Origin of the sequence: Mucilaginibacter sp. (genome assembly GCF_965277465.1) — a bacterium.
In the GTDB taxonomy this organism is placed as follows: domain Bacteria; phylum Bacteroidota; class Bacteroidia; order Sphingobacteriales; family Sphingobacteriaceae; genus Mucilaginibacter.
In genome coordinates this window covers 1,979,044-1,993,812 of the sequence record NZ_CBDICW010000002.1, presented here as the reverse complement: position 1 = coordinate 1,993,812, position 14,769 = coordinate 1,979,044, and the positions used below count along the sequence as shown (strand labels likewise).

Genomic DNA, 14,769 nt, shown 5'->3' with positions numbered 1-14,769 from the left:
ATATAAAAGACATGAAAAAAATATTATACATACCAGTTATCCTTATTCTTGCGGCTTGCTCAAACAAACCAAAGGATAAAAAAGCAGAGCTTGCCGACCTGAAAAAGCAACAGGCTGAATTAAGTACCAAAATAACGCAATTACAAAGCGAAGTAGGCACTACTGATTCTTCAAAATCAACCGATGTTATTGTTATTAGCTTAAAGCCGGTCAACTTTACCAACTTTGTACAGATACAGGGTAAAATTGATGCCCAGGATAACGTAATGGCTTATCCTCAATCTCCGGGTGCAATCACAGCTATATATGTAAAAGCCGGCGATCATGTAAAAAAAGGGCAGGTATTGGTGCAACTGGATAACAGTGTTTTGAACCAAAATATTTTACAGGCCGAAACCCAGGTAAGTTTAAATAAAACCTTGTTTGACAGGCAGAAGAATCTTTGGGATCAAAAAATTGGTACCGAAGTGCAGTTTTTACAGGCACAAACCGCATTGCAAAGCTCACAAAAGCAAGTATCGTCATTACGCCAGCAGGCTGATATGTACCGGATTACCTCACCAATCAATGGCTCAATTGATCAGATGGACCTAAAGCTTGGCCAGGTAGCCCAACCAGGAACAACCGGTATCCGTATTGTAAATGCAGATGTACTGAAGGTTAAGGCTGATGTACCTGAGTCATACGCAGGTAGCGTAAACAAAGGCAATGAAGTTAAAATATTAGTACCCGATGCAAATGATTCATTGGTTACCAAAGTAACTTTTGCGGCCAAGGTTATTGACCCAACTTCGCGCAGTTTTGGTGTAGAGGTAAAACTACCTGTACGTAAAACGTTACGCCCTAACATGACAGCCATTATACAGATAGCTAACTATTCAAAACCAAATGCAATAGTTGTCCCGGTAAAAGCGATCCAAAAATCAGAAGATGGCGATTACGTATTTATCAATAAAGACGGTATAGCAAAAAGAATTAATGTAAAGGTTGGAACTACCTATGGTGGCCAGTCGGAAATATTATCAGGCTTAAATAGCGGTGATCAGCTGGTTACCGAAGGTGCATCTGATATTGAAGATGGCGACAAAATAAAAGTTTCACAATCAGGTAATTAATTAATCAAACATTTGATCTGTTTAATATGAAAGATCTGAACAAAGAATTTTCGCCCTCAAGCTGGGCCATAGAAAATAAAACGGCCATTTATGTGCTTATATTTTTAGTTACCGTACTGGGGCTAATAAGCTATAACAAGCTGCCTAAAGAAAACTTTCCGGATATAGCGCAATCAAAAGTGTTTGTTACCACTGCGTATGCAGGGCAATCACCTCAAAATATTGAGAACCTGGTAACAAGGCAAATTGAAAAGCAGTTAAAATCGCTTAAAGGGTTAAAAAAAGTAACCTCAAACTCGGTTCAAAACGTATCGATAATAACGGCTGAGTTCAATGCTAATATTTTAATTAAGGATGCTAAAATTGATGTTAAGGATGCTGTGGATAAAGCCAAACAGGATTTACCGCAAAATGATAATAACCTAAAAGAATCGGTTATATCAGATATTAACGTAGCCGATCTTCCTATCCTGTATATCAATATATCGGGCGATTATGACCTTAAAAAATTAAAGGAATATGCCGATGTATTAAAGGATGAGATTGAAAGCTATAAAGAAATATCAAAGGTAGACGAAGTAGGTGCCTTAACACCTGAAATACAGGTTAATGTTGACCTTAATAAAATGGCTGCAGCACAAATAAGTTTTAAGGATATTACAGATGCTATTGGGTATGAAAATATTTTAACAACAGCAGGCCCCATAAAATCTGATGGTGTGCGCCGCAGTGTTGATATTAAGCAGGATTTTAAAAGTGCTGATGAAGTAGCTGCAATGGCTATCCGTAACCCAAAAGGCCAGGCAGTTTACCTGCGTGATATTGCCGAGGTGAAGGATTCATTTTTAGAACAGGAGAGTTATGCACGTTTAAAAACTAACGACAACCCCAATTTTAAAAATGTAATTACGCTTAACGTAAGTAAAAGGGCTGGCGAAAACCTTATCGAAGCATCAGATAAAATAAATGACCTGATCAAGCAAAAGCAAAAAACGGTTTTCCCTAAAGGATTAAACGTTACAGTTACGGGCGATCAATCAGACAAAACGCGTACTACGTTAAACGATCTGATCAATACCATAGTAATTGGCTTTTTACTGGTAACTATCATCCTGATGTTTTTTATGGGTAGTACCAATGCTGTTTTTGTGGCCTTATCAGTTCCGTTATCCTGTTTTATTGCATTTTTAATAATGCCGGCAATTGGGTTCACGCTGAATATGATCGTATTATTCTCGTTCCTGCTCGCACTGGGTATTGTGGTTGATGATGCCATTGTGGTAATTGAAAACACGCACCGCATATTTGCAAACGGAAAAGTACCTATTAAACAGGCGGCTAAAATGGCTGCCGGCGAAGTGTTTTTACCTGTATTTTCAGGTACCATGACAACTTTGGCACCCTTTGTACCTTTGGCTTTCTGGAATAGTTTAATCGGGCACTTCATGTTCTTCCTGCCTATAACACTGATCATTACCTTGCTGGCATCATTAGTTGTGGCCTATATCATTAACCCGGTATTTGCGGTTGATTTTATGAAACCGCATTATGAAGGCGAGCACGATCATCCCAAATTTGATAAAAAAGTACAACGTGTTTTAATCTACATGGCAGTTGCAACCGCACTTGGTTACTGGATTAATGTAGGTGTAGGTAACTTTATGGTGCTGGCTATAGTGCTTTATCTGTTAAACCACTTTGTGCTGTTAAAGATCATCGATAGGTTCCAGAAAAATTCATGGCCACGTTTCCAGCAATGGTATGCAAGGCTTTTGGAAAAAGCAGTCCGCAGGCCGGTAACTATGCTATTGGGTACTATAGTGCTTTTTATTTTAACAATTGTGTTCATGGTGGCCCGTTCACCAAAGGTTGAGTTTTTCCCTTCGGGCGATCCAAACTTTGCTTACGTGTATATCACTATGCCAATCGGTACCGATCAGGGTTACACTAATGAAATTACCAAAAAGATTGAGCAGCGTGTTGCACAGGTTGTTGAGCCTGATAAGGATATTGTTACTTCAATTATATCAAACGTTACCAAAGGTGTAACCGACCCGCAGGATGAAGACCAGGGCGATTATGAAAACAAAGGTAAAGTAACCGTTGCTTTTGTTGAGTTTGGAAAACGTAATGGTAAGGATACCAAAAAGGTTTTGGCAAAAATAAGGAGTGCTGTACAAGGTATCCCCGGAGCGAAAATTGCAGTAGCGCAGGAAAGCAGCGGTCCGCCGGTGCAAAGGGATATAAGCATCGAATTAATTGGTGATAACCTTGATTCGCTGGTAAAAACAGGCGATCGTTTAAAAAGCTATTTAGCTAAACAAAACATTCCCGGTATTGAAGGCTTAACCGCCGATGTGCAAAATGATAAACCCGAAATTGTATTTGATATTGACAGGGAACGTGCTAACCGTGAGGGTATCAGCACCGGGCAAATAAGCCAGGCATTGGGTACTGCTATTTTTGGTTTTAAAGCAGCCGATTTCAGGAACACGAAAGAAGATGATTATAAGATCATGGTTCGTGCCGAAGAAAGCCAGCGTAATAACCTGGATGCATTAAAGAACATGAAGATCACCTATCGTGATCTTGCAACTGGTGGTGCAATACGCCAGGTACCTATTTCGGCATTTACCGATGTGCGGTATACCAGTACTTACAGTAATATAAAGCGTAAACAACAACGCCGCGTATTAACCCTTGGATCAAACGTTATTAAACCATTTAATGCCAATGAGGTTAATGCCAATATTTTACAGGCTATTAATAACTTTAAAAAACCGGATAATATATTGATAAGGCAGGGTGGTGGTCAGGAAGACCAGATGGAAGCCATGAACTTTTTGTTAGGGGCATTGGCCACATCATTTGGTTTGATCTTGATTATCCTGATGATCCAGTTTAATTCAATCGGTAAAACCTTTATCATTATCTCCGAGATCTTCTTTAGTATCATTGGTGTACTGCTCGGGGTAAGTATTTTTGGGATGACGATGTCTATAGTAATGACAGGAGTAGGTATCATCGCTTTAGCGGGGGTAGTAGTGCGAAACGGTATCTTATTGGTTGAGTTCACCGATATGCTGATAGAGCAGGGCGGAAGCCTTCATGATGCCGTTGTAGAAGCCGGGCATACCCGTATGACACCTGTATTATTGACAGCAACTGCAGCCATATTAGGTTTAATACCATTAGCCGTTGGTTTTAATATCGACTTTGTTGGCTTGTTTACGCATTTTGAACCACATATTCATTTTGGAGGTGATAACGTAGCTTTCTGGGGCCCGTTAGCCTGGACAATGATATTTGGATTAAGCTTTGCAACTATCATTACCTTAATTTTAGTACCATGTATGTACATTATCAGGGTAAACATCAAAAACAAGCTTTTTGGCGAAAAGAAAACTAAAGAAGTTAAAGAGAAGTTAGAAGTAGCTGCTGTTTAATAAAGCAAAACATCCACTATACAAGCCGTTTCAGTTTTAAGCTGAAACGGCTTTTTTTATAAATCGGCTTTTTATAACCTACGTTTGCAGCAATAATTGTCGCAACATCTTCGTTTTTGTTGTAATAAGCTGTTGCATTGTGTTTTAATAATGTTATTTGAAAGATATACGCTATATTATGCAGTGTAAACATTAATCATCATTTAGTCCCATGAAAATAATTAACCTCCTTTTTTTATTAATGCTTTTAAGCACATTGGGCTTTAGCCAAACTATTTCAATTAGCGGCACCGTTCACAACCAGCAGGGGCAGGGGGTTCCGTTTGCTTTTATAAGGGACGCCCATCACAATTATGCAACCTATTCTGATTCAAGCGGTGTATTTCAGCTCAGGGCCGATCCTGCTTCATCATTAATTATAACAGCCCCAAACTTTAGCGATATTGAAACCAAAATTGATAATAAAACCTCGCTGAGTATTGTAATGACGGGAGGAACATCGGGTAGTGGTTCAGGTACTTCGGCAGCAGGCAGTGGTTCAAATGGCTCGGTAAATATTTTTTCGCAGGGTATTGTTGCTGAAACTGGCGGGCAGCAAGTAATTAAAGCTGGTTTTAATCAGGAGGAAACTAAGGGAAGTCCCTATCTTTTTAACAATTGGGTACATGGCTTTGCCGTTACCAATATTGATGCCCTTGCACAAAGTGCGGGTAACTTATATAATTATGATAAAATTAATGGCAATGTAATTTATAAGCAAAATAATGGTACACCAATGGCTGTAGATAAACAGCAGGTAAAGTATTTTATGCTGTTTGATGATAAAGCCCATTCGCATATGTTTGAAAGTGCCCCAACCATCAATAAAGAGCCTTTTATAGAAGTTTTAGTGAGCACACCCAAAATAAAGATTTACAAAAAGATAGAAACAAAATTAGTGCGGGCTGATTTTCATACCGATGGAATAATAACATCGGGCAATAAATATGATGAATATACCGATGCTGTAAAATATTATTATGTAAAACTTCCAAACGGACAGCCTCAATCATTCTCAATTAAGAAAAAGGCGATCAAAGAAATTTTTGGAACCGATGCCGATAAGTTTATGGCGGCCCAAAGCTCAAGAGATATTGATGAGGATTATCTGCGTGATTTAGGTATTAGCTTAAATCCGTAATAAAGAAGGCCATTATTTAAATGACCCTCTCTATTCATATTTATTTAATAAGCCCTTTTAACTGTAGTTTACCAATCAGTTTATCTAAACGTTTTTGGTTTTTTGATCCTGAAGCTATGGTATCAAAAACAATGCCCGCGGCAAGTGCATAAACAGCATGGTGAAAGCCATCAATAGCAATGCTTTTCGGGTCTTCTTCTGTTACAGGAGGTGCAGCTTTAAAAGCAGGCAGCATAATCATTGAGGTGCCCCAGATGGCCCCAAAATGAGCTATATTAGCTGGTATGCCTTTTAATCCGGTTAAACCAATTAGTCCGCGTGCTATACCCCAAACAGTACCATAAGCCCAGTGGATCTCCTGCGATACTTTTTCTTTTTCAGCGGCATTAGCCGGTTTAATCCCAGTAGTTTCGGTGGCAACTTTAATAGGGGCTTCGCTTGGTTCGCGTTTGGTTATTTTCATTTCTATCATTTGCGATAGGGTGATGGCGGCAGTTCCGGCCAAACCGGCAAGCAAACCAATTCCAATAGCGCTGCCTAACTCCCCAAGCGGATTATTTTCACGTAGTTTCATGGTACAGATGTTTTATTTATTTGATGAACAACGGTTTTTAATTATTGATTTACAAAATTTAATTAACAGAAATTTTAATTACACACAACATTAGGAATGATTGTTGTAATCAATAAAAAACACAATTGATTGTATAATGAGAAAACTAAAAATATCAAATCCGTTTTGGCAGCTTGTAGGCTTGGGTGTAATAGCGGGTATGCGTTCAGCATCAGCCCCGGCAATAGCCAGTCATATTTTAAGTCATCATCATTCGGGGCGGTTTTCCAGATCAGCATTAAGTTTTATGCAATCTGATAAAATGGCCTTGTTGCTTAAAGTTTTTGCCGTTGGCGAATTTATTGGTGATAAACTGCCAAATACGCCCAACAGGATAAAAACGGCAGGTGTAGCGTTCAGATGTTTAACGGGTTCGCTTGCAGGTGCAAGTATTTATAAGGTAAGTGGTAACAATGCAATTACAGGTGCGTTGTTAGGCTCGGTTGCAGCTTTGGGTGCAACTTATGGCAGCTATTTTTTACGAAAGGAGATTGTAAGCAGCACCCATATTTTCGACCCAATAATTGGTGCCATTGAGGATGCACTGGTTATAGGGGCAGGGATTGGCTTGGTAGAAACTGTATAATAAACACTTAATTATACATGGTTATGACCATAGTACAATACAATATTTATAAAAATTGATAAATTTGTTAAAATAGTCAGGAGCGTTGAGCAACTAATTATATATTTAACAGGTATACTTTAAATAATCTATTTATTAAATGATTTCAGCTACCGATCAGCAGGATATAAAAAAGGAGAAGATTTTAGAGGCTGCTCATCATCGGTTTCTTCATTTTGGTTATTCAAAAACCACGATGAATGAGATAGCCGGTGATCTGTCAATGTCAAAAGCTTTGCTTTATTATTATTTTCCGGATAAGAGCCAGCTTTATGTTGCTGTTATGCGTAAGGTTGCTGCCGATTATTTAAAAATTTTACAGGATAAAATAAACACGTTTGCTGATCTGAAAGAAGCCTTTATTTTTCAGATTGATACCCAGCACCATTTTATAGTAAGCAATTACAACTTCTTTGATTTTTTCAGGCTAAATGAACAGAATTTACCTGATATGATCTGGGAAATTGTTGAAGAAGTACATCAAACAGAAATTGATCTGTTAGTTAGTGCCATTGATTTAGAGGTTACCAAAGGCGCAATTAAGCCCGTTCCAAATCCAACCGAAGTTGTTGCTCTTTTGCTGGATGCCTTACATGGTGTAAGGGTAAAAGCAATGTCGCACAAAAAACCAATGTTTCCTCATAAAGAACACTTGGAAGAGATTCGCTCGAAAAGGCTGCTCTTAGCAGATATATTTATCAAAGGTTTAATGTATTAGGCACAGTTTTACTACTGTCACCTATTGGTAAAAAGACTCCCTATTTTCTTTGCAAACAAACATTATCAATATCTTTGACTAAATAATTATTTTAGTCAGTTTGTTGCCAGAAGTAATTATTAAAAATACTTCTAATCAGAGGTGATTGTTTTAGAGTGATTGAAGCGGGCAGGGATTATTTTCTGCCTGCTTTTTTAGTTTTCTATCAGCTTCATAACCGTCCAGTTCCTGTCGCGGTTATTTTCACCCCCATTGTATTTTAAAGTTATAATAAATTTGGTTTGTGGATTAGCGCTTCCCGCCAATAGAGTTTTAAAGTATGATTTTACAACATAAATCGAATCGGCGTTTTTACTGCATTGAAAGTCATCGTCGTTAAATTCTATATCCTGTGTCTTAAAATTTGGCCTTAGGTAGTCTTTAGCTATTTGAAAAGCATCATTTTTTGTAGGCAGCGAACCAAACAATCTATCGTTAGTACCAGATCTGATAGCTATCCTGAATATTACGAAAATAAATAGCAGGATAAATACAAAAAGTATCCAGATACCTTCCTTTGTAGATTTTTTATTAAGCTCTTTTTCGGTTAAGTAATCTCTTTTCATAATCCATAATTTTAAATACTTACGTGTATTTTAAAACCACTGGTTTTATGAATTTTACTTTTTTTTGATAAAAAAAACAAGAGAATATAATTTTTTAAACTAATTTAAGTATCAGTTTATTAGATAGTTATGTTTATTAATTTTAATGATAGTTTATTGCTAATTAAATTAATGGCTTAATTTATGGTAATTATCCAAAAAATAAATAGGCAACAAAAATAGCTGCAATAATGCCTGCAAAATCAGCAAATAAACCAGCCGGAATAGCATACCGGGATTTTTTTATACCTACTGATCCAAAATATAAAGCAACTATATAAAAAGTAGTATCGGCAGATCCGTTAAAAATACAACCTAAGCGCCCGGCAAAGCTATCGGGTTTATAGGTGGTCATGATATTGATCATCATTGCTTTTGATCCGGAGCCACTTAAAGGCTTCATATAGGCTACCGGCATGGCATCCACAAAGCGCGTATCTAAGTGAAATTGCATAACCACCCATCTTAATCCATCATTAATATAACCCAAAGCGCCACAGGCCCTAAAAACACTGATACCAACCAGCATAGCAACCAAATATGGAATTATTTTTACTGAGGTTTCAAAGCCTTTTTTAGCCCCCTCAATAAAGGTTTCAAACACATTTACCTTTTTGTAAATAGCACCCACAATAAATATTACAGGGATTGAAAATAGCATCAGGTTACTTGCCACTTTTGATACAAGGCCTATCTGCTCTTTTGTTAAGCAAACCGTAAAGTACCAAACCAGCAGGGTTATAAATGCGGTTATACCACCTAACCAGCTGATAATAACTCGATCGAACAGGTTTATTTTTTGTTTTACAGCAACAAACAACATTCCGCACACTGCTGATACATAGGTAGCGATGATACATGGAATAAATATATCGGTAGGATCAGTAGCGTGTAAAATCGCCCGCTGGGCAATAATAGTAACTGGAAGTATCTGTAAGCCAGATGTTAGCAGAACCAGGTACATGATCTGTGCATTTGAAGCTGTTTCCTTATCCGGGTTAAGCTCCTGTAAACTCCCTATCGCTTTTAAGCCGAGTGGGGTAGCAGCATTATCAAGCCCCAAAAGATTGGCCGAAAAGCTCATCAGTATTTGCCCGGTGGCCGGGTGATCTTTAGGAACCTCAGGAAATAAACGGTTAAAAAATGGACCAACTATGCGCGACAGGAAATTAATAGCACCGGCCTTTTCGCCTATATTCATAATTCCCAGCCACAGGGCCATATTACCTGCAAGCGGCAGGGCGATATCCATTACAGACGATTTTGATGAATCGAACATGCCCGATACCAGGTGCATAAAAATTTCTGTATCGCCAAAAAATATCAGCCTTATCAGTGCTATGATAAATGCTATTATAAAAAAAGCTATCCAGATATAATTTAGCGCCATAGTAAATGTTCAGGCTTTGAAGATAAAGTTTTTTGATAATTTATTACGAATAACCATCTTTAAAAGTAATTTTAGTACAAGGATGTATCCTTGTTTACTTATAAAACTTTATTTATGACCTCAACTACCAGCCAATTAAAAACCGCAATTGATGATCTGTTAAATATGGATCAGGCATTTATTGATTGGGATTACAGGCCCGGGGCTAATAAATGGTCGAAGAAAGAGATCATCGGCCATCTGATTGATAGCGCACAGGTAAACCTGCAGCGCTTTGTTCGCTGCACTTACGAAGAGAATTTTAAATTGATATATGCACAGGAGGAATGGGTTATTGCCCAGCATTACAATCAGGCAGCTGTTACTGAGCTTTTAACCTTGTGGCGTTTATTAAATATGCAGATTATCAGGGTGCTGGATAATTACCCGAAAGACCGCCTTTTAATTAAATGTGATAACAGTAAAATAGAGCGCCATCTGCATACCGTTGAGTGGCTGGCAAAGGATTATGTAGCGCATTTAAAACATCACTTAAAGCAACTTTACAGTTGAATAATGGATGCACCAGGTAAGTTTTCTTTACAACCGTAAGGATATTCTGGTACGCCGCTGGCTAAAAAATCCCGGTTAAGGACAGATAACTACAATGGCTAATTATAAATAATGATATGTTTATCGCCAACAACCTGTATGTCGTAATCTTTACGCATCGGATCGTAAGGCGCGGTATCATTAACGGTGATATAAATATTGCCAAGATCTTTTACCGCATACGATTGAATATCAGCTACCATTCCATCCTTTATAAGATATTGCGCAATTGATTCGCGGATAATGGTGTACTGTGATAATTCATTGGTTTCAATTTCAATAAATAACCTTTTACCATCAAGCCGTATACCAATGTTATTATGTGTGCCTCCCTGTAAGGTCTGGGTGTATTTTCTGTTCTTTTTATCATTCCTGCTTTGGGTAATTAAATAGCCTTTAGCCACCAAAAAAGTATCAGCATGGTTCAGGTTATTGTGCAGCAGGTATTTAATATCATCGTACGAGATCAGGCCTTTTTGAGCAAAGCAATTTGCCGATAAGAAAAGCATCAGCATAACAAAGAACAGGTTTTTCATATTTTTCAGGCTGTTAATATTACATCTAAGTTAAACTATCATTCTATAAAAAAGCCTAACTTAGCTTTATTGTTATTTAAATATGCCTAAAATAGAACTATCGCGCGTACAGGGCGATTTTGGCTTTGAAGCCACAGACGAATATGGTCATACCGTAAAAATGGATAGCAGCCCCGAAAGCGGCGGCGAAAACTTTGGTGTGCGCCCGATGCAAATGTTATTGATGGGATTAGCCGGTTGCTCTGCAATTGATGTAATAGCTATCCTTAAAAAACAACGCCAAGAAATTAAGGACTATAAAATGGTGGTTAACGGCGATAGGGAAACAGGTAAAGAGCCGTCACTATGGCAAAATATTACTATCGAATTTCACTTATATGGCATTATAGACCAGGATAAGGCTGTGAAAGCAGCAGAGTTATCATTAGGTAAATACTGTTCGGTAGCTGCTACTTTAGAAAAAGCCGGTGCCAAAATTAATTGGAGTGTAATAATACATCCTGCTTAATTAACTGATTTTTATTATTTTAACTAATGCTTGTTGAACATTTACTAATGTTTAATGAGCATTTTTTGTATCATAAATTTTGATAATGCTATAGCCAGAAAGTTTATGATTTTTATGGCTGTTTGGTATAAATTTATTAAAATTGAATACCAAACCAATATCATGAAGCAAGTTTTACTTATCGCATTTTTTTTAATCAGTATTTTTATTGCCGATGGCCAAAATGTTGTCAGACGTTTGGACTTTCATAATATTGACAGGGACAGTGTAAACCTTCCCTTAAACGATAAGTTTTATTTAATTGAGGATAGCTGCGCGCAAATTATACGTCACACCAGGCTCAATTTTCAAACACGGAAGTTTTATGGGAAATTTCAGGATGTGAGTAAAGCTAATCCGGAGGTGATAGTTTCAGAAGGTACTTACACCACTGATGGTTTAAAGAACGGTTTGTTTGTTTTGCATTACCTAAACGGGAATATACAAGCAAAAGGCAGTTTTAAAAATGACGTGTTTGATGGCCGTTGGGAAATGTTTTACGACGATGGAAAGCCCGAACTTACTTTTGATGCAGCGGATGCATCTTTCACTATAATTAACGCCTGGACTAAAGATGGTGCTAAAGTAGTTGACAATGGTGCCGGGATCTATAAGGCCGATCTGGATGGTTATTACTGGAAAGGTAAATTGGTTAACGGCAAACCAGACGGTAGCTGGAAAATGTATAGAACCGATGATGCCAGCAATACATCTATAGCAACGGAACGTTTTAAAAAAGGAGTATTTACCGAAGGATCAAACCAGATGGGCGACTATACCAATGCATCGCGTATCAGCCTAATCAGCAGTTCTTATTTACCTTTTATCAATGCCGAAAAGTTATATATGGGTTTACCCTGTAATGCAGTACCACGCAAACACATTATAAGTGCACAATATAAAAGAGGATTAAATACCTTTAATGACGATCTGCGTGATATAACGACAAGATTTTTGCAAAGTAAGGATTTAGAGGGTATTGGTAATACTTTTACTATCTCTGGCGATATTTCGGTAGAAGGAACTATTATAAATTTAACTACACATGGTTATATCAGGGATGATATTTCTTCGGGTTTAATCCGTCAAATAAGTATGCTTCCCCGTTTAAATCCTGCTACGGTAGACGGGAAGCCAGTAGTACAGAAGTTTAGAATCACCTATGAGATCAATAGGGGGTCTTATCATTATTCTTTCCAGTTTTTGCCCATAAGATATTAGCCATTTTATAGGTAAAAGCTACAAAAATGTATAGTTTTTAGCTCAATTGTAGGCATGCATACCAAACTAATTTTGATGATTTTATCGGTGCAAACACCTATTACTGACTTGTAAACCAATTTAGTCAAATAGCTGTTAGTTATCAAGTATTTACAAGTTGTAAGCGCTTCTTTTTGATTATTTCTTAATGATCTTTTAACCTCTTTTTAAGAATTAAGAATTTGGCATGGCACTAATGTTGCCTTAAGCGGGTATGTTCAGTTATCAAAAATGGACATATTTAAATTACAACAATATGAAATCAAATTTAAAAAAAGCCTCCCTTCTGTTAACAGGAATTTTGGTAGGCGGTAAACTATTCGCTCAAACAGGCGATTCTACCCAGGTGTCAAAAGATTATGTTAAACCGTTTTCAAGCGGTGATGCATTCCGCACGTGGTCAATAGGTATTGGTGGTGGTGTAATTAATCCATTTACTGTATTTGGATCAAACAGCAAACAAGATTTTACTGGCCCTAATACTAAAATTGGCTATAGTGGTTACATTAAAAAACAAATATTGCCATCATTTGGTATCCAGGCCGATTTCCTGGGTGGTACTGTAGCAGGCCATAATTCACAGCCTGATGCTGCCGGTGTTTCTCCTTACAGCTCATACGATACCAAACTAAATTACGGTGTTGCTTTAAGCGGTAACTTTACTTTAGCTAACATTAACTGGCGCCATAATAAAGGTGCAATTCAGCCGTACATAACTGCAGGTGCTGGTTTATTAAACTATTCACCAGTATTAACTACTGCAGCCGGTAACAAAGAAAACTTAAACGGTGGTACAAACAAAACACATACTGTTTATGTACCGGTAGGTTTAGGTTTGAAATTTGACGTAGCACCAGGTGTAAACCTTGATTTAGGTTACCAGGTTAACTTTACTTATGCTGATGACGTTGACGGATACTCATACGGATCAACTAACGATAAGTTTTCATACGCACACATTGGTTTAGAGTTTGCTTTGGGTAAACGCTCAAAACCACAATTAGCTACGCATAACCCAGTTTCATCAATGAGGACCGAATATTTATGGCAAAATCAGAATACTAAAAACCAATTGCAATCTCAGATAGATGCAGAAAAAGCTAAAAATGATCAGTTAAGGAATGACCTTAACACTACAAATGCTAATCTGGCTAAATTTACTGTTGATAGCGATGGTGATGGTGTTCCTGACTTTTTCGATAAATGTCCTAATACCCCAGCCGGAACTCAGGTTGATGGTTCAGGTTGTCCGCTTCCGGTTACTAAAAACGTAAAAGTTTATGTAACTGAAGAAGACAGAAAAGTTGTAAAAGAAGCAATCAAGAATCTTGAATTTGACTTTGGTAAAGCAACTATCCGCGATCATTCAAAACCAAGTTTAGATAAAGTTGCTCAACTATTGGTTGATAAAAACTTTAGCTTAAAATTAGCGGGTCATACTGATAACGTAGGTTCTGCTGATGCAAACTTAAAATTATCAAAAGACCGTGCAGAAGCAATCAAAACTTACTTAGTAAGCCAGGGTGCAAATGCATCACGTATTGAGGCTACAGGTTATGGTAAAACACAACCAATTGCAACAAACAAAACTGCTGCAGGCCGTCAAATCAACCGTAGGGTAGAGTTTACATTATTCTAAACTATAACTGATAATATATAATAACAAAAGCCGCTCAATTGAGCGGCTTTTGTTATTTAAGTGCTTTTTAAAAGCTTTGGTTATTCGCCTTCAAAAAACTCCTGCAAAGCGCCAAAATAGCTATTATTCCAGCCCTCAGCCATATCTACAAATTCTTCATCGGGTATATTGGTGTGCTTCAACTCTACAGAGGTTGCATCTTTATCAGCATGCAGCTTTATAGTTACTATTGACGGCTCGGGCAAACCATCAAAATACCATTGCTGTACTATTTTTTTGTTCTCTTCAAACTCCAGGTTTTTGCCTACTATGCTACCTTCCCACATTGAAAATTCAGAACCAGCAACGGTCGACATAATAGCAGTTTCTCCTGTCCAAAGCTCAATGGTAAGCGGGTTAGTTAATGCGGTATAAATTTCTTCGGGCGTTGCCGCCAGGTGATAATATTTTTTTAGATCTTTCATT

Annotated in this window: 14 protein-coding genes; 9 read left to right on the top strand and 5 right to left on the bottom strand. The window is 37.6% G+C overall.

The window, feature by feature from the left end; genetic code table 11:
- Window positions 1-11: 11 nt before the first annotated feature.
- From ACQY4U_RS21065 to ACQY4U_RS21055, 3 genes are all read left to right on the top strand, one after another.
- Window positions 12-1,115, top strand: coding sequence for an efflux RND transporter periplasmic adaptor subunit (locus ACQY4U_RS21065; RefSeq protein WP_428331435.1), 1,104 nt, complete (start codon window positions 12-14; stop codon window positions 1,113-1,115).
- 26 nt (window positions 1,116-1,141) lie between these two features.
- Entirely contained in the window at window positions 1,142-4,561 is a 3,420-nt protein-coding gene (locus tag ACQY4U_RS21060; RefSeq protein WP_428331434.1) for an efflux RND transporter permease subunit, read from the top strand.
- Between the two features lie 211 nt (window positions 4,562-4,772).
- On the top strand, window positions 4,773-5,741 hold the full coding sequence (locus ACQY4U_RS21055) for a carboxypeptidase-like regulatory domain-containing protein (RefSeq protein WP_428331433.1): 969 nt from the start codon (window positions 4,773-4,775) through the stop codon (window positions 5,739-5,741).
- Window positions 5,742-5,781: 40 nt separating this feature from the next.
- Here ACQY4U_RS21055 and ACQY4U_RS21050 read toward each other — a convergent pair whose 3' ends face one another.
- A complete protein-coding gene (locus tag ACQY4U_RS21050) occupies window positions 5,782-6,315 on the bottom strand; it encodes a hypothetical protein (protein ID WP_428331432.1) in 534 nt (177 codons plus the stop codon).
- Between the two features lie 136 nt (window positions 6,316-6,451).
- On the opposite strand from ACQY4U_RS21050, the gene ACQY4U_RS21045 reads away from it, so the two are divergent.
- A complete protein-coding gene (locus ACQY4U_RS21045; RefSeq protein WP_428331431.1) occupies window positions 6,452-6,940 on the top strand; it encodes a DUF4126 family protein in 489 nt (162 codons plus the stop codon).
- A gap of 139 nt (window positions 6,941-7,079) precedes the next feature.
- Window positions 7,080-7,697, top strand: a complete 618-nt coding sequence (locus ACQY4U_RS21040; protein WP_428331430.1) for a TetR/AcrR family transcriptional regulator — start codon at window positions 7,080-7,082, stop codon at window positions 7,695-7,697.
- A 194-nt stretch (window positions 7,698-7,891) separates the two neighbouring features.
- Here ACQY4U_RS21040 and ACQY4U_RS21035 read toward each other — a convergent pair whose 3' ends face one another.
- Window positions 7,892-8,302, bottom strand: coding sequence for a hypothetical protein (locus ACQY4U_RS21035; protein WP_428331429.1), 411 nt, complete (start codon window positions 8,300-8,302; stop codon window positions 7,892-7,894).
- A 190-nt stretch (window positions 8,303-8,492) separates the two neighbouring features.
- Complete coding sequence (locus ACQY4U_RS21030) at window positions 8,493-9,731, bottom strand: nucleoside recognition domain-containing protein (RefSeq protein ID WP_428331428.1); 1,239 nt, start codon at window positions 9,729-9,731, stop codon at window positions 8,493-8,495.
- Between the two features lie 114 nt (window positions 9,732-9,845).
- On the opposite strand from ACQY4U_RS21030, the gene ACQY4U_RS21025 reads away from it, so the two are divergent.
- The gene (locus tag ACQY4U_RS21025; RefSeq protein ID WP_428331427.1) at window positions 9,846-10,283 is read left to right on the top strand and encodes a DinB family protein; all 438 of its coding nucleotides are present in this window, start codon (window positions 9,846-9,848) and stop codon (window positions 10,281-10,283) included.
- Between the two features lie 98 nt (window positions 10,284-10,381).
- Here the strand turns inward: ACQY4U_RS21025 and ACQY4U_RS21020 are convergent, their stop codons facing one another.
- Window positions 10,382-10,858 carry a hypothetical protein gene (locus tag ACQY4U_RS21020; RefSeq protein WP_428331426.1) on the bottom strand — a complete coding sequence of 159 codons (477 nt, stop codon included), beginning with the start codon at window positions 10,856-10,858 and terminating at the stop codon, window positions 10,382-10,384.
- Window positions 10,859-10,940: 82 nt separating this feature from the next.
- On the opposite strand from ACQY4U_RS21020, the gene ACQY4U_RS21015 reads away from it, so the two are divergent.
- From ACQY4U_RS21015 to ACQY4U_RS21005, 3 genes are all read left to right on the top strand, one after another.
- Window positions 10,941-11,366 (top strand): OsmC family protein, encoded by a 426-nt coding sequence (locus tag ACQY4U_RS21015; RefSeq protein ID WP_428331425.1) that lies wholly within the window; start codon window positions 10,941-10,943, stop codon window positions 11,364-11,366.
- A 162-nt stretch (window positions 11,367-11,528) separates the two neighbouring features.
- A complete protein-coding gene (locus ACQY4U_RS21010; protein WP_428331424.1) occupies window positions 11,529-12,626 on the top strand; it encodes a toxin-antitoxin system YwqK family antitoxin in 1,098 nt (365 codons plus the stop codon).
- A gap of 295 nt (window positions 12,627-12,921) precedes the next feature.
- Entirely contained in the window at window positions 12,922-14,304 is a 1,383-nt protein-coding gene (locus tag ACQY4U_RS21005; protein WP_428331423.1) for an OmpA family protein, read from the top strand.
- Window positions 14,305-14,384: 80 nt separating this feature from the next.
- Here the strand turns inward: ACQY4U_RS21005 and ACQY4U_RS21000 are convergent, their stop codons facing one another.
- Window positions 14,385-14,768 carry an SRPBCC domain-containing protein gene (locus tag ACQY4U_RS21000; protein ID WP_428331422.1) on the bottom strand — a complete coding sequence of 128 codons (384 nt, stop codon included), beginning with the start codon at window positions 14,766-14,768 and terminating at the stop codon, window positions 14,385-14,387.
- Between the last annotated feature and the right edge of the window lies 1 nt (window position 14,769).